Annotated in this window: 18 protein-coding genes and 5 pseudogenes; 16 read left to right on the top strand and 7 right to left on the bottom strand. The window is 68.4% G+C overall.

Annotated features, from left to right (window positions below):
- Positions 1–129 precede the first annotated feature (129 nt).
- The 3 genes from OHA88_RS44470 to OHA88_RS03190 all read left to right on the top strand — a co-directional run bounded on the left by OHA88_RS44470 (position 130) and on the right by OHA88_RS03190 (position 1,898).
- Positions 130–435, top strand: a complete 306-nt coding sequence (locus OHA88_RS44470; protein WP_443044163.1) for a hypothetical protein — start codon at positions 130–132, stop codon at positions 433–435.
- A 134-nt stretch (positions 436–569) separates the two neighbouring features.
- Positions 570–1,280: an SDR family NAD(P)-dependent oxidoreductase gene (locus tag OHA88_RS03195; RefSeq protein ID WP_328624123.1), complete on the top strand. Its 711-nt coding sequence runs from the start codon at positions 570–572 to the stop codon at positions 1,278–1,280.
- 147 nt (positions 1,281–1,427) lie between these two features.
- On the top strand, positions 1,428–1,898 hold the full coding sequence (locus OHA88_RS03190) for a VOC family protein (RefSeq protein ID WP_328624122.1): 471 nt from the start codon (positions 1,428–1,430) through the stop codon (positions 1,896–1,898).
- A gap of 245 nt (positions 1,899–2,143) precedes the next feature.
- Here OHA88_RS03190 and OHA88_RS03185 read toward each other — a convergent pair whose 3' ends face one another.
- Positions 2,144–2,761, bottom strand: coding sequence for a TetR/AcrR family transcriptional regulator (locus OHA88_RS03185; protein WP_328624121.1), 618 nt, complete (start codon positions 2,759–2,761; stop codon positions 2,144–2,146).
- Between the two features lie 204 nt (positions 2,762–2,965).
- Here OHA88_RS03185 and OHA88_RS03180 point away from each other — a divergent pair, with 204 nt between their 5' ends.
- From OHA88_RS03180 to OHA88_RS03145, 7 genes and pseudogenes are all read left to right on the top strand, one after another.
- Positions 2,966–3,346 carry a nuclear transport factor 2 family protein gene (locus OHA88_RS03180; protein WP_328624120.1) on the top strand — a complete coding sequence of 127 codons (381 nt, stop codon included), beginning with the start codon at positions 2,966–2,968 and terminating at the stop codon, positions 3,344–3,346.
- Between the two features lie 49 nt (positions 3,347–3,395).
- A complete protein-coding gene (locus tag OHA88_RS03175) occupies positions 3,396–3,698 on the top strand; it encodes a muconolactone Delta-isomerase family protein (protein WP_328624119.1) in 303 nt (100 codons plus the stop codon).
- Between the two features lie 384 nt (positions 3,699–4,082).
- On the top strand, positions 4,083–4,691 hold the full coding sequence (gene wrbA / locus OHA88_RS03170) for an NAD(P)H:quinone oxidoreductase (RefSeq protein WP_328624118.1): 609 nt from the start codon (positions 4,083–4,085) through the stop codon (positions 4,689–4,691).
- A gap of 158 nt (positions 4,692–4,849) precedes the next feature.
- Positions 4,850–5,127 (top strand): annotated as a pseudogene (locus tag OHA88_RS03165) (IS1380 family transposase); the annotation flags it as partial.
- A gap of 430 nt (positions 5,128–5,557) precedes the next feature.
- Positions 5,558–5,746: a hypothetical protein gene (locus tag OHA88_RS03160; RefSeq protein WP_328624117.1), complete on the top strand. Its 189-nt coding sequence runs from the start codon at positions 5,558–5,560 to the stop codon at positions 5,744–5,746.
- A 60-nt stretch (positions 5,747–5,806) separates the two neighbouring features.
- Positions 5,807–6,082, top strand: coding sequence for a hypothetical protein (locus OHA88_RS03155; protein WP_328624116.1), 276 nt, complete (start codon positions 5,807–5,809; stop codon positions 6,080–6,082).
- A gap of 410 nt (positions 6,083–6,492) precedes the next feature.
- A complete protein-coding gene (locus tag OHA88_RS03145) occupies positions 6,493–7,032 on the top strand; it encodes a hypothetical protein (RefSeq protein WP_328624115.1) in 540 nt (179 codons plus the stop codon).
- Here the strand turns inward: OHA88_RS03145 and OHA88_RS03140 are convergent.
- Positions 6,983–7,224: pseudogene (locus OHA88_RS03140) on the bottom strand (hypothetical protein). The gene OHA88_RS03145 and the pseudogene OHA88_RS03140 sit on opposite strands and share 50 nt — an antisense overlap.
- A gap of 193 nt (positions 7,225–7,417) precedes the next feature.
- On the opposite strand from OHA88_RS03140, the pseudogene OHA88_RS03130 reads away from it, so the two are divergent.
- A pseudogene (locus tag OHA88_RS03130) lies at positions 7,418–8,361 on the top strand (integrase core domain-containing protein); the annotation flags it as partial.
- Between the two features lie 182 nt (positions 8,362–8,543).
- Here the strand turns inward: OHA88_RS03130 and OHA88_RS03125 are convergent.
- From OHA88_RS03125 to OHA88_RS03115, 3 genes are read right to left on the bottom strand one after another with little or no spacing between them, the layout of a single operon-like run.
- Positions 8,544–8,975 carry a CbrC family protein gene (locus OHA88_RS03125; RefSeq protein WP_328624114.1) on the bottom strand — a complete coding sequence of 144 codons (432 nt, stop codon included), beginning with the start codon at positions 8,973–8,975 and terminating at the stop codon, positions 8,544–8,546.
- Positions 8,960–9,079 carry a CbrC family protein gene (locus OHA88_RS03120; RefSeq protein WP_328624113.1) on the bottom strand — a complete coding sequence of 40 codons (120 nt, stop codon included), beginning with the start codon at positions 9,077–9,079 and terminating at the stop codon, positions 8,960–8,962. The genes OHA88_RS03125 and OHA88_RS03120 overlap by 16 nt, the downstream gene beginning before the upstream one ends.
- Positions 9,076–9,639 (bottom strand): DUF4240 domain-containing protein, encoded by a 564-nt coding sequence (locus OHA88_RS03115; RefSeq protein ID WP_328624112.1) that lies wholly within the window; start codon positions 9,637–9,639, stop codon positions 9,076–9,078. The genes OHA88_RS03120 and OHA88_RS03115 overlap by 4 nt, the downstream gene beginning before the upstream one ends.
- Before the next feature lie 696 nt (positions 9,640–10,335).
- Here OHA88_RS03115 and OHA88_RS03110 point away from each other — a divergent pair.
- The gene (locus OHA88_RS03110; RefSeq protein ID WP_328624111.1) at positions 10,336–10,821 is read left to right on the top strand and encodes a hypothetical protein; all 486 of its coding nucleotides are present in this window, start codon (positions 10,336–10,338) and stop codon (positions 10,819–10,821) included.
- On the opposite strand, the pseudogene OHA88_RS03105 reads toward OHA88_RS03110, so the two are convergent.
- Positions 10,814–11,917: pseudogene (locus tag OHA88_RS03105) on the bottom strand (IS110 family transposase); the annotation flags it as partial. The gene OHA88_RS03110 and the pseudogene OHA88_RS03105 sit on opposite strands and share 8 nt — an antisense overlap.
- Before the next feature lie 429 nt (positions 11,918–12,346).
- On the opposite strand from OHA88_RS03105, the gene OHA88_RS03100 reads away from it, so the two are divergent.
- On the top strand, positions 12,347–13,195 hold the full coding sequence (locus tag OHA88_RS03100; protein ID WP_328624110.1) for a universal stress protein: 849 nt from the start codon (positions 12,347–12,349) through the stop codon (positions 13,193–13,195).
- Positions 13,196–14,113: 918 nt separating this feature from the next.
- Positions 14,114–15,703: a hypothetical protein gene (locus tag OHA88_RS03095; protein ID WP_328624109.1), complete on the top strand. Its 1,590-nt coding sequence runs from the start codon at positions 14,114–14,116 to the stop codon at positions 15,701–15,703.
- A 181-nt stretch (positions 15,704–15,884) separates the two neighbouring features.
- Here OHA88_RS03095 and OHA88_RS03090 read toward each other — a convergent pair.
- Positions 15,885–16,115, bottom strand: a pseudogene (locus OHA88_RS03090) (transposase family protein); the annotation flags it as partial.
- A 262-nt stretch (positions 16,116–16,377) separates the two neighbouring features.
- On the opposite strand from OHA88_RS03090, the gene OHA88_RS03085 reads away from it, so the two are divergent.
- Positions 16,378–16,797: a YciI family protein gene (locus OHA88_RS03085; protein ID WP_328624108.1), complete on the top strand. Its 420-nt coding sequence runs from the start codon at positions 16,378–16,380 to the stop codon at positions 16,795–16,797.
- Complete coding sequence (locus OHA88_RS03080) at positions 16,770–18,101, top strand: RNA polymerase sigma factor (RefSeq protein WP_328624107.1); 1,332 nt, start codon at positions 16,770–16,772, stop codon at positions 18,099–18,101. The genes OHA88_RS03085 and OHA88_RS03080 overlap by 28 nt, the downstream gene beginning before the upstream one ends.
- Position 18,102: the final 1 nt, after the last annotated feature.

The following is an 18,102-nucleotide window of genomic DNA, read 5'->3' as shown; positions in this document are numbered from 1 at the left end:
TGCCGCTCTCGCAGATGAACAGCATGCAGTGGCTCGGCGTCTCGATCCTCTTCGTCCTGACTGCTGTCGTCGCGGTGTTCATCTTCACATGGGGCCGCAAGCGCGTTGGCCCAGCAGTGCCTGCCTGCGATGGCGATGTTGCGGGGTCATAAGCGCAGGGACGCGGTCTTCGACGTCCGGTCGGCGTCCGTCCCTGCGGGCGACGCATTGGGGGACTTCATCTTGCGCACCCATGCCGCCATCGCGGCTGGTCTCACGGCCGGCACGTTCGCTGCTCTGACCGTGGTCCCGGCCCAGGGCGCCGAATACTCCTATGCGCTGAAGGTCCGCGGCATCCAGTACGACGCACTCGGCCGCAGAGGGGACCGACCGGTCCCCTCTGCCGCCCAGACCTGCCCCGGCTCAGTTCAAACGACCCCCTACCGCGATGAGTGACGCGCTGAGCTCCGTCAGGGCGTGCTCAATCTGACCTGCAATCCCATACGCTCCGCCGCCTCGAACGTGGGAATACAAATAGAAGACCGGTCGTCTAATCTTTCGCAACGTCCGCATCCCTCGAAGGGGCCATCATGAGCACTCACAGCCAGAAGGTTGCAGTCATCACCGGCGCGTCGCAGGGCATCGGCGCCGGACTGGTCGTGGCCTACCGCAAGCTGGGCTACGCCGTCGTCGCCACATCACGCACCATCGCACCCTCGCAGGATCCCGGCATTCTCACCGTCCAGGGTGACATCGCCGACCGCGCCACCGCGGAACGGGTCATCGCCACAGGCCTCGAACAGTTCGGCCGCATCGACACGCTGGTCAACAACGCCGGGATCTTCATCTCCAACGCGTTCACCGACTTCACCGAGGAGGACTACGACGCCGCACTCGGCGTGAACCTGGCAGGCTTCTTCAGGATCACGCAGCTCGCCACCCGGCAGATGCTGACCCAGGGCGGTGGTCACGTCGTACAGATCACCAGCACCCTGGCCGACCAGGCCAACTCCAACGTGAAATCCGTACTTGCCGCACTGACCAAGGGCGGCCTGCAGTCCGCCACCAGGGCCCTCGCGATCGAGTACGCCACCCGCGGCATCCGCAGCAACGCCGTCGCCCTGGGCACCATCAAGACCCCTATGACCGCGGGGTACTGGGACGACCTCGGCGCCCTGCATCCGGTAGGCCGCATCGGCGAGGTGAGCGATGCAGTCGACGCGGTCATGTACCTCGAGAACGCCCCGTTCGTCACCGGCGAGATCCTGCACGTCGACGGAGGGCAGATCGCCGGCCACTGAGTCGACGACGCGCCTGTCGACCACCTTCCGATCCGCCGGGCCCACGTCCGGTTCGGCAGTGCGCCAGCACTCGGGGGATCGGAGTAGTTCGAACATGCATCCGGTATGGAAACCGGCTGATCTACCTTTGAAAGTGAGCACACATCCATGGATCTGAAGCTCGAAGTCTTCGTACTCCCCGTCTCCGACGTCGACCGGGCCAAGGCCTTCTACGAGAAGGCGGGATTCCGTCTGGACCTCGACCAAACCGCCAACGAGGACTGGCGCGGTGTGCAGTTCACGCCGCCCGGCTCCAAGTGCTCGATCATCTTCGGCAAAGGGGTCGCCTCCGCCGCGCCCGGCTCGGCCCAGGGCATATACCTGGTCGTCTCCGACATCGAGCAGGCACGCGCGGAACTCATCGAGCGCGGCATCGAGGTGAGTGAGATCTTCCACGACGCGGGCTTCTTTTACCACGGCCACGAGGGGGGAGAGGTTACCCACCGCATCGAGGGGCAGCAGCGGCTCGCCGGCCCTCAGCCCGAGCGCGCCTCCTACGGCTCCTTCGCCACCTTCAGCGACCCGGACGGCAACGGCTGGGTACTCCAGGAGATCACCGAGCGACTCCCCGGCCGCTGACCCCCGCAAGGTTCCCAGTGACGGCACGGTCTCGACCAAACAGGCCCCCTCCGGACCGCGCGAAGGAGTTGAGGACGTCCCGCCACCGCCTGCAACCGAGACGGCAACGTCGCCGCGTTGGAGAGTTACATCACTGGTCAACCAGGTTGGACGTGCGAAACGGGACTCGCGCAGATCATCTCGCGACCAAGCTTGACGATCTTCGGGAGTCCCGTTGCACGAGACACTTGTCCATGGAGCGATAGTCAGGCTTCGGCGGCCATCTGCGGTGCGCGGGCGCCCAGCAGGGACAGGGCGTTCGTCCACAGGGCGTCGGCTAGGGACGTGTTGTTGTAGAGCTTGGCGAAGAGCACCTGACCCTCGAGCTGGGCGACGATCGACCGGGCTGCCTGGTGGGTGTCGCTCACGATGACCTCGCCGCGTTCGCGGGCCTCGCCGATAAGGGAGTCGACCATGTCGACCTGGGCGTCGAAGATGCCCTGCAGGCGCGCGCGGATGGCCTCGGTCTGGTTGCTCATCTCCAGGGTGAGGTTCCCGAACATACAGCCCGAGACGGTTCCGCAGTTCTTCTGACTGGTGCGCTGAGCCGCCTCCGTCAGCTGGAACAGCTGGCGCAGCCGTTCCAGCGGCTCGGCGTCGCTGTTCAGCACGCCGGTCCAGCCACGGCACTCGACCGCCCAGTGCTGGTCGATCACGGCCAGCGCGAGCGCTTCCTTGGACTCGAAGAAGTGGTAGAAGCTGCCCTTGGGGACTCCGGCCGACTTGCAGATCTCGGCCACGCCCAACGCGGAATAACCGTGGAGCTCGATGAGCGACTCCGCGGCACTGATGATCTTCTCCTTGGCGTCACTGGTGCGTCCCATGAGGACAGTATACGACCGCCCGACTATCATTTAGTAGACCGGTTGACTACGATGGAATCTCCGCGCTTCAGCCACTCTGCCGGACGGAACCGCGACAGCCCCGGCAGCGCGGCCGTGCCAGCGGACGGGCCGGGCGCTGCCGACTCCCTTTGCGGCGCCACCTTCGCCTCCGCCCGCACCCCCATCCCAGGAGAGCTGATCACCATGAGTGAAGACGTATCGAATCACCCCATGCGCGAGGTGCTGGGCCGCTGGAAGGCCGCCTTCGACGGCCACCGGTCGGCCGCCATGGCCGACCTGTTCACCCCCGACACCCTCTTCCAGGGATTCGGGCCGGCGGTCGTCTCCGGCCGGGAAGCCGTACGCGCCTACGACGAGGCCGTGCCGGCCGAGCGTAGCGCCCACGTCGCGGACGTCCAGGGCTACCGGATCGGCGAGGGCCTGGCCGGCGGCTTCGCTGACGTCACGTTCCGCGACCCGGACGGCTGGGCGGTGGCCGTGCACCTGTCGCTGGTCCTCGTGCGTGACGGCGACGACTGGCGGATCCGCCAGTACCACGTCTCCCGGCTCGCGGCTGACGACTGACGGCCCGCACCGCTCAAGCGCCCCAGCAGCACCGCAGATTGGAGAGGTCATGAAGGAGTTCCTGGTCGAGCTCACCACCGTCGTGCCCGAGAACACCCCACGGGCCGAGGTCGATCGCCGACGTGCCGACGAAGCCGTCCGGGCCGGAGAGCTGGCCGCCACCGGCCACCTGGTGAGGCTGTGGCGCCCGGTGGGTGAACTGCGCAGCATCGGCTTGTGGCGCGCTGCGGACGAGCAGGAGCTGTACCAGAAGGTGCTCGGCACCCTGCCGCTGTGGCCCTGGATGGTCTCGGTGGTCACCGCAGTACAGCCGCACCCCAACGACCCGGGTCTCACAGAGCACACGGCCTGACCTGCGCACTCGCGCGCAGGCCCCCCTTCCGCGTCAGAAGTCGCAGGCATCGCGCGGTGTGGGCGCACGACCTCGCGACCCGACCACGACCGGGCAGCGCAGCCCTTCATGTGGAGAAGCGGCACTGCTCGCCGACTCATCCGGTCGCCCGGCGTGCCCGCAGCCGGACTACGGCTCCGACGCGCTGTCGGAGCGCGTCGGAGAAGGCTGCGTGCCCCCGCGCAGTTCCGGTCGCGCGTCGAGACGACTTCGACCGGGCAAACCGAAGCCCGCCCCCAGCAGGTGCCGACCTTTGCGATTACTAGACCGGTCGTCTATGTTGATTGTGGCTGCTCGCAGCCGACTGCTCCAAGCACCTACATGCACAACGAATCGGAGAGCCCCGTGGCCACCCCTGTAAAGCTCGCAATCGTCTACTACTCCTCGACCGGCACCATCGCCGAGGTCGCCAAGGAACTGTCCGACGCCGGTCTCAAGGCCGACGCCGAGGTCCGGCTGCTCAAGGTCGCCGAATTGGCCCCGCAGACCGCCATCGACTCCAACCCGGCCTGGGCCGCCCATCACGCCGCCACCGCGGACGTCCCCGTCGCGACCCCCGCCGACGTCGAGTGGGCCGACGCCGTGATCTTCGGTACTCCGACCCGCTTCGGCAACGTCTCCGCGCAGCTGAAGCAGTTCATCGACACCCTGGGCGGCCTGTGGGCCGAGGGCAAGCTGGCCAACAAGGTCTACAGCGGCTTCGTCTCCACAGCGACCGCGCACGCCGGCCAGGAGTCCACCCTGCTGGCGCTGTACAACTCGGTCCACCACTTCGGTGGCATCATCGCGTCACCCGGGTTCACCGACCCCGCCAAGTTCGTGGACGGCAACCCGTACGGCACCTCGCACGTGGACGGCCAGCTCAGCAACCCCGTCGACGACGTCACCCGCACCGCCGCGCGGATCCAGGCCGAGCGCGTCGTGCAGATCGCCGCACAGCTGAAGGCCGCCTGACCGCCTCGGTGGCACCCCGCGTACCCGGCCCCTCCTGCGCGCATCGCCGCGGTAGGGGCCGGGTGCACTTCGTCATCCGATCCGGCGGACGGACCAGGCCTGCGTGCCTCTCTCCGGTTCCGGGAGGAGATCCTGGCGCAGTTGTGCCTCCAAGACGCCAAGGCGAGCTCCGGGGCGGCGCCTGGGGCGCCGACATCAGCGGTGACCTGCTGGACGGCGCGCCGCAGGGCGTGCGGCCGGTCGTCCGCAAGGAACGACCGCATGCCGGGCCCCGTTGAGGATCTCACCGACGCGGACGGAGTCCGGCTGACCTGCTTCGGCGCTGGCACCGCCAATCGGACCATCGCCGAACTCAGGCTCAGCTACTGGCCGTCGGCCCCAGCCGTGGACCGGATCCGGGGCCGCGCGTTCAAACTGTCTGCGGAACCTGCCCCTGTCCGCCAGTTACGGTTCGTCAACGCAGCTCCTCTGGTGTTTGCTGCGGCGTAGCGACTGCGCGGAAGTGCCGGTTCTGCACAGGGACCGTCACGCCGATGCCGACCTGCGAGACCACCGCGGTGGGCCGCCAGATCGCGGCCCAACCGCCGGCCTGCTGATGTGGCTCCCGAAGGGCCTGACCAGCGGCGACGGCGCTGAGCCGGGCCGCGGTCGCGACCGCTACCCGACTCAACGCGTCGTCTTCCGACCGGGGTCAGTTCGACTTCACCAGTCGTTGACGATCCCGGCGTATTCCCCAGGGGCTTCCTCCCAGACCCAGTGGCCAGCGTCGACGACGTCGAGCTTGCTGTTGGGCAGGTACTGGTACTACAGCCGGAGATCTTGTGACGGACTCCCGGTGGCGTCGTTGGCCGGGCATGCTGCTGGATGTGACGGCTAAGCAGATAGCCGAGTTGGACGCCGAACTGTCCGTGTTGACCGGTTCGTTGGGGCACTTGTTCAACCGGCCGGAGCCGCGGGTGGTTTTCGCGCATTTCATCGAGGGGCTGCTGTACCACCTCTGCTCCTTCGCCAGCGAGTGCGCTGCACTCTTCGCCGTACTGGATACCGGGCGCTGATTCCCCAGCTTGACCAACGGGCGCCCCGACCGCCGCGAAGGCCTCGGTAGAGTCGGGGCAATGACAGGAAATCGCGGCCGCTGGCCAAAGACCGACCAGGATCGTGGCATCGAGGACGTGACGCTACTCATCCTGGAATGGCTGGGTGAGCAGGGCGTGAATGCCTTGATCAGGGTGGACGCTGAGAGAGTGGCTGACAACGCGCCGGCGTGGACGTTCGCCGCCAGTGGGGGTCCCTTGGAACATGGCATGCGTGCTGATGGGAGGACTGCGCAACAGTGCATGTCCGCGGCTCTGTCCAAGTTGCGCGAGGCCGGGATGTCGGTTCCGTTTTGATCTCCGTCTTCGGTTGCTCCTGATTTCACGGCGTTGGTCTCCTCGCCTCATCGGTTCCTCTGGACTGCCCGAAGCCCGGCATGCCGAGCTGGACGGCGGTCGACAGCCAACCCCGGCCAACTGGGCTCGTAGACGTCCAGCAGCGGCTGGAGCCGGCGCCGGGCGGGGCGGGCCTGCTGACCTTCTGCTTCCACGGAGATCTCTCGGCGTTCACCGACCGTTCAGGCTACTGGGTGGTTGAACCGGGCCGCTGAAACTAGCGTTGGCGGCGTCCAGCGCGGACCTACGGCACACTGCGCGGCTGACCCTCACGGGACCGCTACGGATGCTGAGCCTGGACCGGAGGCTGCGGTGCGAGGCAGAGATGTCGGGGGTGGGCTGACCCTCGGCGTCGGGAGTACGGGGGCTCGGTGATCAGGTACGTCCACCATCAGCTGATGGGCGTCGCGATGGCGGTGTGCGCCTGCGTCGTCGGTGCGCCGGTGGCCTTCGGCGTGCGCGGGATACCTGCCGTGGTCGACGACGCGGTGTGGATGGTCGTGGTCATCTCCATGCTCGGCGGCGTGCTCTTCGGGATGCTCGAGGCTTCCCGGCTCAAGTGGGTCAGTGTGGTTCGCACCTTCGAGGAAGCGGTTCCGCTGGACGACCCCGAACCCCCCCGACCCGCCGACTACTCCCTGCGCCACAACCTCGTCGACAAGGGTTTCTTCTCCGTGCTGCTGGTGGCGGCACTGGTCGCGGGACTGACTTTGAGCCCCTGGCTGTCCCTGACCCCCCTGTGGGTGTCCCTGGACTGGCTGATCCGGGCCGGCATCGCAGCGCGCTGGGAGAAGAAGAACGCCGTGCTGTTGTGGCGGGGGCACGTCCCGGGCAGTCCGTGGGAGCTCTCGTACTCCCCGGTCAGGCCGTCGCCACCGACTCGAACCGCCACTGATACACCGCCGGAGTGACCAACCCCCTGTCAGACTCGGGGAGTTCGGCCAGTTCGGTGTCGTACGAGGGTCCCACCATGTGATGACCAGCACCCAGTCTCGCGGGGCCCGGAAGGTTTCGCGGCACAGGGGCGGGGCGGGCAGCTCCGGCGCGCAGGCCCAGGCGAGGAGTTCCTCGCCCCGGCCCGCCACCGCCCGGGCCTCCCACATCAAGGGCGACGGTCACGAGCAGAGGTTCTCCTTGCCGATCTTGCGAACGTGATCGTGGGAGTGCCCGGGCACGTGCGGGTCCGTCACCGGCAGGGAGGAGTCGGCGGAGAGGTCCCAACTCGACGCGGTACCTGTGGGGCTCGCAAAGTCATCGCTGCTGGTGGGAGCCCGCGTGCAAGGCCCGCTGCACCCCGTGATCATCTCGATCCTGTACCGGGCCACCCGGGCGTTGCTGTCCGTGCCTGCGGTGCTGCTGCGCCGGGACACGGTCAAGGACGCCGAACTGCTGGTGCTGCGGCACGAGAACGCGGTGCTGCGACGACAGCTCAGCGGTCCGGTCCGCTACGAGCCCGCAGACCGGTTCTGGCTGGCCGCGTTGTCGTCGCTGATACCGCGCCGCCGCTGGAGCGGTGTCTTCCCGGTCACGCCGGGGGCGCTGCTGGCCTGGCACCGCGGGCTGATCGCCGGCAAGTGGGACTACTCCGACAGACGCCGACGCACCCGGGCGCGCTCCCACGGCCACCGCGCTCGAGAAGCTGGTTCTGCGTCTGGCGCAGGAGAACCCGCGGTGGGGCCACCGGCGGATCCAGGGTGAACTGGCCCGGCTGGGGCATCCAAGCGCGCCGTCCACGGTGTGGGAGATCCTGCACGCGGCCGGCATCGGCCCGGCCCCGCGCCGTACCGGCCCGAGCTGGCGCGAGTTCCTCTCCACCCAGGCCGAGGGGATCATCGCGGCGGACTTCTTCCACGTGGACACCGTGACCGGCAGGCGGCTGTACGCGCTGGCGTTCCTTGAGCACGGCACCCGCAGGCTCCACATCACCGGCGTCACTGCCCACCCCACCGCGCAGTGGGCGACCCAGCAGGCCCGCAATCTCGCCGCCGACCTCGGCACCCGCGTCGAGTCGCTGCGCTTCGTTCTTCGCGACCGCGACAGCAAGTACACCGACCCGTTCGACGCCGTCTTCGAAGCCCAGGACACCGAGGTACTGCTCAGCGCACCTCGGGCGCCGCGCATGAATGCCCACTGCGAGCGAGTAATCGGCACGATCCGGCGCGAGGCCCTCGACCATATCCTGATCATGAACGAGGGCCCACGCTCGACAGGTCCTCGCCGAGTATCAGGAGCACTACAACTGCTGCGAATCTGTGTGTGGCTGTCGCCAGTGAGCATGCGATGTCACCGGACCGGCATGTGAGGTCTGGTCTGGTGTGATGTGGTCGGTGGTGTCGTTGTGGTGACCTGATCACGGTGGCGTTTGGATTACGACTGGCTGGTCGGCGTAGTGCAGATTCCCGAGCGATCTGAGGGCGGCCTTTCAGGAGGCGTCGGTGTAGGCGAGGTGGGTGCCGCACACGGTGCACTTGAAGAGCATGGCAGTGGCGCCGTGGCCGAGGCTTTGCAGGAACCGCTCACGTTGCTGGGCGTCGTGCCAGCCGTCCAGGCGCATCTCGGTGCGGAGTTGTTCGAGGGCTTCGGGGTGTGCGGCGAGTTTGGTGTAGCCGACCTCGCCCACGTACGCGGCTGCGTCCTGGCAGTGGATGAGCCAGCGGGGGTCTTGCCAGGCATGGAAGCTGGGGGTGCGGCGGGTGACTTCCTGCAGGACTTCCCACGACACCCCGTCGAGGCCGTAGGCGTCGGCGAACTCGCCGTTGAACCGTCCGGCCGCACCGCCGGCGGCGATGCACCACGGGCAGATCCGGCCCGGCACGTCCTGTTGGGTGTAGAAGCTCGCTATGTGTAGATCCACCCACGGGCCTGGCCGCAGCACACGCATACCTCGCCACTCGCGGTGACCGCGCCGGTCGTGACGGGTTCGGGGTGGTAGCGGAAGAAGGGCAGTTGGCTGCTCACTGCTGTATTCCCTTGAGATAGAGGGCGGCCAGGTGGGGCAGGCGCCGGTGCATTTCCTGGGCGTCGTCGAAGTCGAAGTCCTCGCCCATGTCATGGGACGGGCCGTCGGCTTCGCCGTGCTGGGCGCGGTACTGGTCGAGGGCGGGGTAGAAGCCGTCTTCGTCGCCGGTGATGCGCCCGTATACTGCCGGCGCCACGTATCCCATCTCCTCGTAGAACACGGCTTCTTCGACGCCGGTGGCCAGCGCGTGGCGGATGTCGGGATGTTCCGCCAGGGAGTCGGGGCAGTGGGCGGCACGCTCGTACCAAGCCCGCCCCAGGGCGATCAGGCCGGCTTTGAAGTCCATGAACCGGTCGTCTGAGCAGCCTCCGCCGATGAGGTAGCCGGCCGCCCAGATGTCCCACCGGTCTATTGCGGTGTCCAGCCTGTCGAAGCGGTCGTGGAAGGCAAGAATCTCCTCGGTACCTCCCGCGGCCAGCAGGTCGGACAGGGCTTCGTGGAGCGGAGCGTCAGTGGCGCGCGCGGTGTCGACGAGGCGCCAGAACGTGTCGGTGTCCATGGCGGGCGACTGTGCCATGAAGCTCTGACAGTGCCCTTCTGCGTCGCCTTCTGCTCGTACCCCACCCGGTAGGTCGATGGCAGCGCGAGCGCGCCGCCGATCAGCGTGCCGGACGATGTCTCCTCCACCACCCGCGCGTACGTGAGCTTCTCCGGATCGAGGCTCTGGTCGATGGCTGCGGGCGGCTGGTCGTCGTCCGGTTCGGCAGGCTCGGGGGCGTCACGCTGCTCGATCCTCCGGGCGACGTGTTCGAGGTACTCGCGGGGGATGAACAAGGTGACCGCTGTTGTCCACGCCACGACGATCACTACGGCTGCCCAGCCGCCGTAGTGGATGGCCGCATACAGCGTGATCCCATGGGCCACCCAAGGCGCCTTCTTGCCAGCGCGGTCACTGAGCCATCTGGCCGACCCGCACACGCCCGTGAACAGCGCGCCGAGGAGGCCGACCTGCTCCTCGGTCTTTTCTGCCTCCGCGTCCTCGCCACCGTCGATAAGGGGGGCCTCGAGTCCCTCGCCGTCGTTGGGGTCGGGGGCGGCGACGAAGCGCACGCCACTCATGCGAGGCGCCTCCCGGGCGGTCCTGGAAAGGTGGGGTATCCCGGTCCGTCAGCAGCTGAAAGTGGGGGGTGCCCCTATCTCTTTGGTCAAGGGAAACGGGGGTGCGTTGGGTCGGCGAGCCGGGCAGCATGGCGGGGTGGCTGATCTGCTGTGGGATGACGTGAGTTCCTTCTTCGACCCGGACTTGATGGGGTCGCTGCCAGACGTGCGCGTCCCGGATGCCTCGGTGGAGGACTGGCAGGCGGTCCTCGATCTTGTCGCAGAGAAGGAATGGAAGTGCCAGTACTCCGAGGGAGAGACAGTGCTTCCGGTGCCTCGGGCGGAGGCTGTGCTGTCCCGCCCGGCGGATGCCGAGTGCCCGGACCTGCGGGTCTGGCCGACTGCCGATGTGTTGGCGATCTTCCGTTTTCATTCCGACGATGAAGTCGACTTCGACGTCGACCTGCGGGAGTTGCAGGGCCAGGATCGACTTGATGTGTTCTGTGGCTTCCTTCGGGAGATCGGGCGGCGGCTGGGCAAACCCGTGCTGATGGACCCGGAAGGCTGCTATGGCGATCCGGTGCTCGGCTTCGATGTCGAGGCCGATCGAGTCGTTCTCCTTGCAGACCCGCAGGTCAGGTGATGACTGCGGCCGGCTGCGGTTCGTAGACGGTTCCGTCACGGAGCATCGCGAACAGGACGTCGGCCCGTCGTCTGGCGAGGCAGAGCAAGGCCTGGGTGTGGTGCTTGCCCTGGGCGATCTTCTTGTCGTAGTAGGCCCGTGATGCGGGGTCGCCCAGGGCTGCGAACGCGGAGAGGAAGAAAGCCCGCTTGATCTGCTTGTTTCCTCTCCGGGAGGGTTGTTCGCTGCGGATCGACGACCCGGAACTGCGGGTGGCTGGGGCGAGTCCTGCGTAGGCGGCGAGGTGGCCTGCGGTCGGGAAGGTGCTGGCGTCACCGACCTCGATGAGGAACCTGGCTCCGGTCCTGACGCCGATTCCCGGCATGGACGTCAGGACCTTCGAAAGAGGGTGAGCCTCCAAGAGTTCCTCGATCCGCCCGGTCAGGAGTTTGCGCTGGTCAAGGACTGCGGCCAGGGATGTGGCCAGGCTCGGGACGATCAGCGCGGCTGCCTCGGTCCCCGGAACGGTGACGGTCTGCTCGTCCAGGGCGGTGAAGATGTCCTCGACCAGTCGCTCGGCCATCCTCGGGACCTTCGGCCGTAACAGCGTGACCAGCCGCCGCCGTCCGGCCTTGCGGATCTGAGCCGGTGACCCGAACCGCTCCAGCAAGGCCAGCACCGCCGGGTGCTGCAACCGCGGCCCCAGCACCCGCTCCAGCGAGGGGTGGATTTGGGTCAGCAGGCCGTGGAGCCGGTTGGCAACTCTGGTGGCTTCGCCGGCCAGGTCGTCGTCGAACCCGACGATCATCTCCAGCGCGGCGATTGTCTCGTCCTCGCCGTCGATGGCCCGCAGGGTGTGAGGCATCGCGCGGGCCGCGTCCGCGATGATGAACGCGTCTCTCGCGTCCGTCTTGGCCTCACCTGGATAGAGGTCGGCGATCCGCCGCATCGTCAGCCCCGGCAGATAGGCGACCGGGCAGCCCATGTCCCTTGCGACCGCGAGCGGCAGGGCACCGATCGAGGCCGGCTGATCGACTACGACCAGCACCGTTCCGTGCTTGGCCTGGAGTTTCGCGAACAGTTCGCGGAGCTTGGGTTCGGTGTTGGGTAGGCGTTTGTGCTCACCGACGACGAGTGTCGACGCTGGTGGTGGCGGTCGAGGAGGGCGCCGCGGCTACGACATTATCCGCCGGTCCTGCCACTGTCCGTACTGGCATCCGCACGCCTTGCTGCGGTGGCCCTCTACGTGCCATTCCTGTGCTCGGTGCTGGAGACCGAGCCCCTGCTCCGGGCGGCGGTCGCCATAGCAGCCGGGCAGGCCCGGCCGGTTTCGCGCAGCCCTGCTGAGTGACCCGGCCGTGAGCGAGGAAACCTGTCGTCTCCTCCGGACCAACGGCTCCCTGAATGGGGACCACTCGGTCCTGCTGCCTCGGCGTCCATGTGCGTACGGTGCAGGTATGAGCTCCTGCTGCAGCCGACGGCTGCTGCCACGCGCAGGCAGATCAGTGGAGGAGTCATGACATCTGCCAGTGAAGTACTCCCGATCATGTTCGGCGTCGACCCCGTGGAACCGGCGAATGCGGCCCTGGCCTGGGCAGCCGACGAAGCCGCCCGCCGTGGAGCGCCCCTCCAGCTGACTAACGCAGTCCTGCCGGTGACTCACCGTGTACGCGGCGTCGAGGAGACCGCGCACCACAAGGCCTTGCGTCAGCTGGGGGACGAGGCGCTCGACAAGGCGATCGTCCGTGCCCATGAGCGGCAACCCGGCCTTGAGGTGACGACTTTCATCACGGAAGCCGATCCGGCCCAGGCCTTGGTACGGCACTCCGCGCACGCGCGGCTGGTGGTCCTCGGCTCGCGTCGGCTTGGCCGACTGGCGGAAGTGCTCAATGCTGCTTCCACGGCGGTCCCGGTGAGCGCGCACGCCGCCTGTCCGGTGGTCGTCGTGCCGGAAGCCGAGCGCGACGTGGAGGAGCCGCCGTACCTGGTGGTGGGGGTGGACGGCAGCCGGTCGGCCGATGCCGCGTTGGAACACGCCTTGGAGGCCGCCGCCTTGCGTGGTGCCTCCGTGCGTGCCGTGTGGGTGTGGCAGCGGCCTCTACTGGGCTTTCTCGATGAGCAGGCAGCGCTCGAGTCGTGCCACAGGCAACTGCACGAAGCCACGGCGGGGCGGTCCCGCGCCTATCGGGATGTTCCGCTGAGCCATGCCGTGTTGCCGGGACATCCTGTTGAGGTACTGGCCGAGGCCGCCGAGCATGCGCTCGCCGTGGTCGTCGGGCGCCGCGGCCGGGAGGGCTTCACCGGCATGCGGTTGGGCTCCGTTCCGCATGGTCTGCTGCACAGGGCCGTCTGCCCTGTCGTCACCGTGCCACCACCGGCCGACGAGGGGCTCTGAGCTCGGACCGGATCGGTCCGGGACCAGAGCCTCGGCGACCCGTTGCGGGCTGATTTCCAGGCGCGGGTCCAGATCCTCCTTGGTGAGCGGGCCGTCAAGGAGAGCGCGGACGGTGAGCTGCCTCTGCTCACGGAGCCAGGCCTGCAGGTCGGGCACCGCGTTGAGCGCACGGCCGAGGGCCTGCGCCCGCTCGATGGTGGGCTCGCCCGCCAGGTCGGCGAGGGCGACGAAGGGGGCGGGGAGCCCGGCTCTTCGACGTCACCACCAACGCAGCCGTTCCGCTCAGTACGCGGAGCATCCTCCTCTTCGCTGCCACGCCCGCCGACGGCATCACACACACCCTCCACGGCAACACCTCGGCAGCGGCGCTCTACCAGGTGGCGGGGCCCGCAACGATTCGAGTCGAGGCGCTGAAACACGTCGACAGCGGAACCACGACCGCCGAGGCCGTCTGGGCCTTGAACTTCCGCTTCAAGAAGGTGTCCGACTGATGGCCGGCACCAGCGGCAGCCTCTCGCCCGTCCCGGCCCTGCCGGTCGTGGGCTGTGGCCTTACTGGCGACGGCACGGCCGGTATGCCGATCACTGCAAACCCGGTTGCGGGACAGGCCGCATGGGCTGACATCTGGGACTGCGAGGACGCGACGTACTCAACCGGTATCGAGCGCAGCGCCTCCTTGAGTGCTGCGCGGTCCCGCTTGTGGGCGGCCCGCTGAGGGGCGGGCCCGCGCGGCCTACGCGGCCAGCACCAGCGCCGTCAGGGACGGCGATGGCGAAGAGTCGGTGCGCACCATCGAGATCCACGACATCCGCACCACCGGCAGGTGCGCACCACGTACATGGATGAGCCGATTCCCTCGGAAGACCGCAGGAAAGCGCCGGGCCTGGCAGACTGTGCGCCACCTGGGGGGAGATTGTCGTGCCGGATGAGCTGACCGTCTGCCGGATACTCGGGGACCAGCCGTTCGCCGAGATCGGCCGGCCCGTGTGGGCGGTGACCGACGAGCGTCACGGCTGTGTCATCGCGGCCGGTGACCTCGGGCACGTCATGTGGCGTGGTACGGGCCACTGGCTCGGCTACCGGATCGGCGTGTACGAGGCTGGCACCCTCCGTCCGCGCCACGTCGTCGCCTCCCGCTACTCCGTATGTGCCATCGAGCCTCACCCCGAGCTGCCGCTCGTCGCCGTCGGCACCGGCCGCTACGACGGCTCGTGGGACTTTCAGGGTGAGCTGCTCCTGCTGCACCTGGAGACCGGGCGCGTGACGAACCTGCTGAGCAAGAGCCGCCAAGTGCGCCACCTGCGCTGGCTGGAGGACGGCAGGCTCGCGATGCTGCTCTCCCCCGAGGACAAGGACGGCGGCTTCCGCAAGGGTTTCGAGCTGGCCGTCGCGGTGGACGACTGGCTGTCTGCTCCGGCCGGTCTGGTCGACCCCGACGACACACGCCATCCGATGGTCGAGAGCGGGCTCCTTTACGACCCGCGTGTGGAGAACACCCTCGCGCGGCTGACAGAGGGCCGGTGGCGGCGGCGGGCGGAGGTGCGGGACCTGGCGGTGCTGGCCGACGGCCGGGTGCTCGCAACCGGCTGGCACACGGACCTCGAATGCTGGGATCCGTCGGGCGCGCTGAGGTGGGCTCTTCCTGCGGACGGGGAGGGGAGCGTCCGGGTCGAGGCGGCCCCTGACGACGAGTCGGCGTGGGTGACGTACCGGGGCTACCGGCGCGACGAGGTGACGGGTCGCCTGGTTGACCGCGCGACCACTGTTCGGCGGATATCGACGGCGGACGGCGATGCGGTGGACTGCGTGGATGTGCCGTCGGTCCCCGCACTGTGCGCCGCGGACGAAGGCTGGCTTGCCCTGCGCCCGCAAGGGCGCGACGCACACGCCGCGGTGCTGCTCGCCCCCACGCACCAGGAGGCGGCACGTCTCGGCCTCGTCCCCGGCCGCTCCAACTCCCCGGCGCTGCGCGTCAGACACAGCGCCCGTCTGCTGTATGTGGACGGCCCCGGCCCGGACGACGACGCGCCGTGGATCCACGCGATCGATCCTCCAGGCGCCCACGGCCCCGCCACTCTGCGCGCCCTCTTCCCCTTGCGCTGGGACCCGGCGTCCGCACTCCAGCCCTGGTACGGCCCCGCCGTCGAGCTGACACACACCCTCGTCCACGCGGGCCGGTCGTACGAACAGGGCGCCACCTACGTGGAAGCCCGCGAGGGCACGTACGTCGTGAGCCGCCGGCTGCCGGACGGAGAGGCACGCTGGGTGTACGGCACCGACAAACCGCTCGCCGATCTCGACGGCGACGAGCGGAGGGTGTACGTCGTGTATCTCACCGGTGAGGTGGAGACACTGGACGCGGCGACGGGCGAGGTGCGAGCCCGGCACACCCTGCGCGCGCACGGCTACCCGGTCACGCCGGTGTCCGCCGCGTACCGGGCGGAGCAACAGCGGCTGGTCGTGGGGACGGTGGACGGGCGAATCCTGGACTGCTCGGTCCCGGGTTGACCGGATCGGTAGAAACCGCCCGCCACTACGATGTGCCAACTGCCGGCGGAGGTCTCCTCAAGAGGCTTCAACGGACGACCGAAGGGTGAGGGGGACAGCTGGCTGCATCGGACGAGCCACCAGTCAGTGCCCCTCCGCGCGGACACGATCCGCAATACCCACTGCCAGCGAGGTTTTGCCATCATCGGTCTGAGCTGTCCAGATGGAGGGGGAGGGCGGCTTGGACCAGGGTGGTGATCCGGCTGGTCGAGCACCGAAGCTTCCGAAGGAGCCGCCAGGACTTGAGGGTGGCCACGGCCTGCTCGACGAGTGCGCGGATCTTCGCGTGGGACCGGTTCACGGCCTTCTGATCAGTGGAAAGGGTCTCCCACTGTCCCCAGCAGGGGGTGCGGACCGTGCCGCCTGCGCCTCGAAGCTGCGCGCGTGCAAGGGGAGAGAGGGGGCAATTGTGGCGAAAGAGTCTCGTCGGGTGGCTGCGGCGGCTCGATCCCAATCAGTCCGGGACCGGGCTGGCCGGTCGGTGCACCCGGCCTGACCGGACCGACGGGCTGAGCCCCTTGTCGGGGATGAAAAAAAGATTGATCCGTATTCTTCTGCCGTGTCGATCCGCGGCTGCCTCGTTCGACCTTGGAGTGAGAGGGTCCAGAGGCGACCCGATATCAAGGAGTTCGAAGATGGCGAAGTACATGCTGATCATGCGAGGCACGGACGAATCCGTTGCGAAGATGATGGAGACGCCCTTCGAGCAGATGCTCGAGACGGTGGGTCGCTTCAATGAGGAGATGATCCGGGCCGGCGTGCTCGTCGCTGCCGAGGGCCTGGATGACCCGGCCCAGGGCGTGGTGCTCGACTTCAGCGGCGAGACGCCAGTGGTCGCCGACGGCCCGTACGGCGAGACGAAGGAGCTGTTCGGCGGCTTCTACGTGATCGACGTGGCTTCGAAGGAGGAGGCGGTCGAGTGGGCCAAGCGACTCCCGGCGGTTGCCGGCTCGAAGTGCGAGATCCGCCGCGTGCCGGGCATCGACGAGTTCCCGCAGGACAACGAGTGGATCATCAAGGAGCGGGCGTGGCGCGAGCGAACCGGCCAGCTCTGACACCCGCGGCCACCGGCGGCCCGCTGAGCACCGAATCGGTGCGGCGGGCCGTCGAGGCCGTCTGGCGGATCGAGTCCGCACGGATCATCGGTGCGCTCGCCCGGGTCACCGGGGACTTCGACCTCGCCGAGGACGTCGCGCAGGAGGCGGTGGCGGAGGCGCTCGTCACCTGGGCGCGCGACGGTGAGCCGGCGAACCCGGTGAACTGGCTGCTCGTGACCGCGCGGCGGCGCGCCATCGACAGCTTCCGCCGACGGTCGGCACTCGACGAGCGGTACGCCATGCTCGCCGGCCAGCTAGCGGAGGGCGAGGCGAACTCGGGCGCGGCAGCCCCGAGGGGCCGGTCGGACGACCTGCCGTGGGATCCCGACCGGGTCGACGACGACGTTCTCGCGCTGATGCTTGTGGCCTGCCATCCGGTGCTCTCGCCGGAGGCCCGCGTGGCGCTGACGCTGCGCGTGGTCGGCGGCCTGGCGAGCGAGGAAATCGCCCGGGCATTCCTCGTGCCCGTGTCGACGGTTCAGGCACGGATCACGCGGGCGAAGAAGACGATCGCCGCGGCGGGAGTGCCGTTCGAGCTGCCGCCGGCCGAGGAACGGCGCGAGCGGCTCGGCGGTCTCCTGAGCGTGCTCTACGTGATCTTCACGGAAGGCTCGACGGCGACGACCGGTGACCACCTGCTTCGTCCCGATCTCGCGTACGAGGCGATCCGGCTGGCCCGGATGCTGGCCGCCTTGCTGCCCGATGAGCCGGAGGTGCACGGGCTGCTTGCCCTGTTCGAGCTCACGGCCGCGCGCTTTCCCGCACGCACCGGGCCCGATGGCGAGGCGGTGCTCCTGGAGGATCAGGACCGGCGCCTGTGGGACCGGTCGGCGATCCGTCGCGGTCTGGCCGCGATCGGCAGAGCCTCGGCTGTCGGGCGCGGCCTTGGCCCGTACGGACTGCAGGCAGCAATAGCCGCCTGCCACGCGTCGGCATCCTCGGTTCCGGAGACCGACTGGGAGCGTGTCGTGCTCCTTTATGAGGCGCTCGGTCGTGTGGCTCCGTCACCCGTGGTCGAGCTCAACCGGGCTGTCGCTGTCGCGATGGCGAATGGACCACAGCGGGCGCTGTCTATTGTGGATGAACTGGTCGCCTCCGGCCGCCTGTCGGGGTCGTACCTGCTCCCGAGCGTGCGCGGCGAGCTACTTGTCCGGCTCGGCCGGACCGCTGAGGCACGGGTCGAGCTGGAGCTCGCCGCCCGACTGTGCAGCAACGTCCGTGAGCGGTCGGTGCTGCTGCGCAAGGCGGCTGCGCTGGCGTGAT

The organism is Streptomyces sp. NBC_00353, assembly GCF_036108815.1.
Lineage (GTDB): Bacteria > Actinomycetota > Actinomycetes > Streptomycetales > Streptomycetaceae > Streptomyces.
The sequence above is the reverse complement of the archived record's forward strand: the minus strand, read 5'-3'. Positions and strand labels throughout refer to the sequence as shown.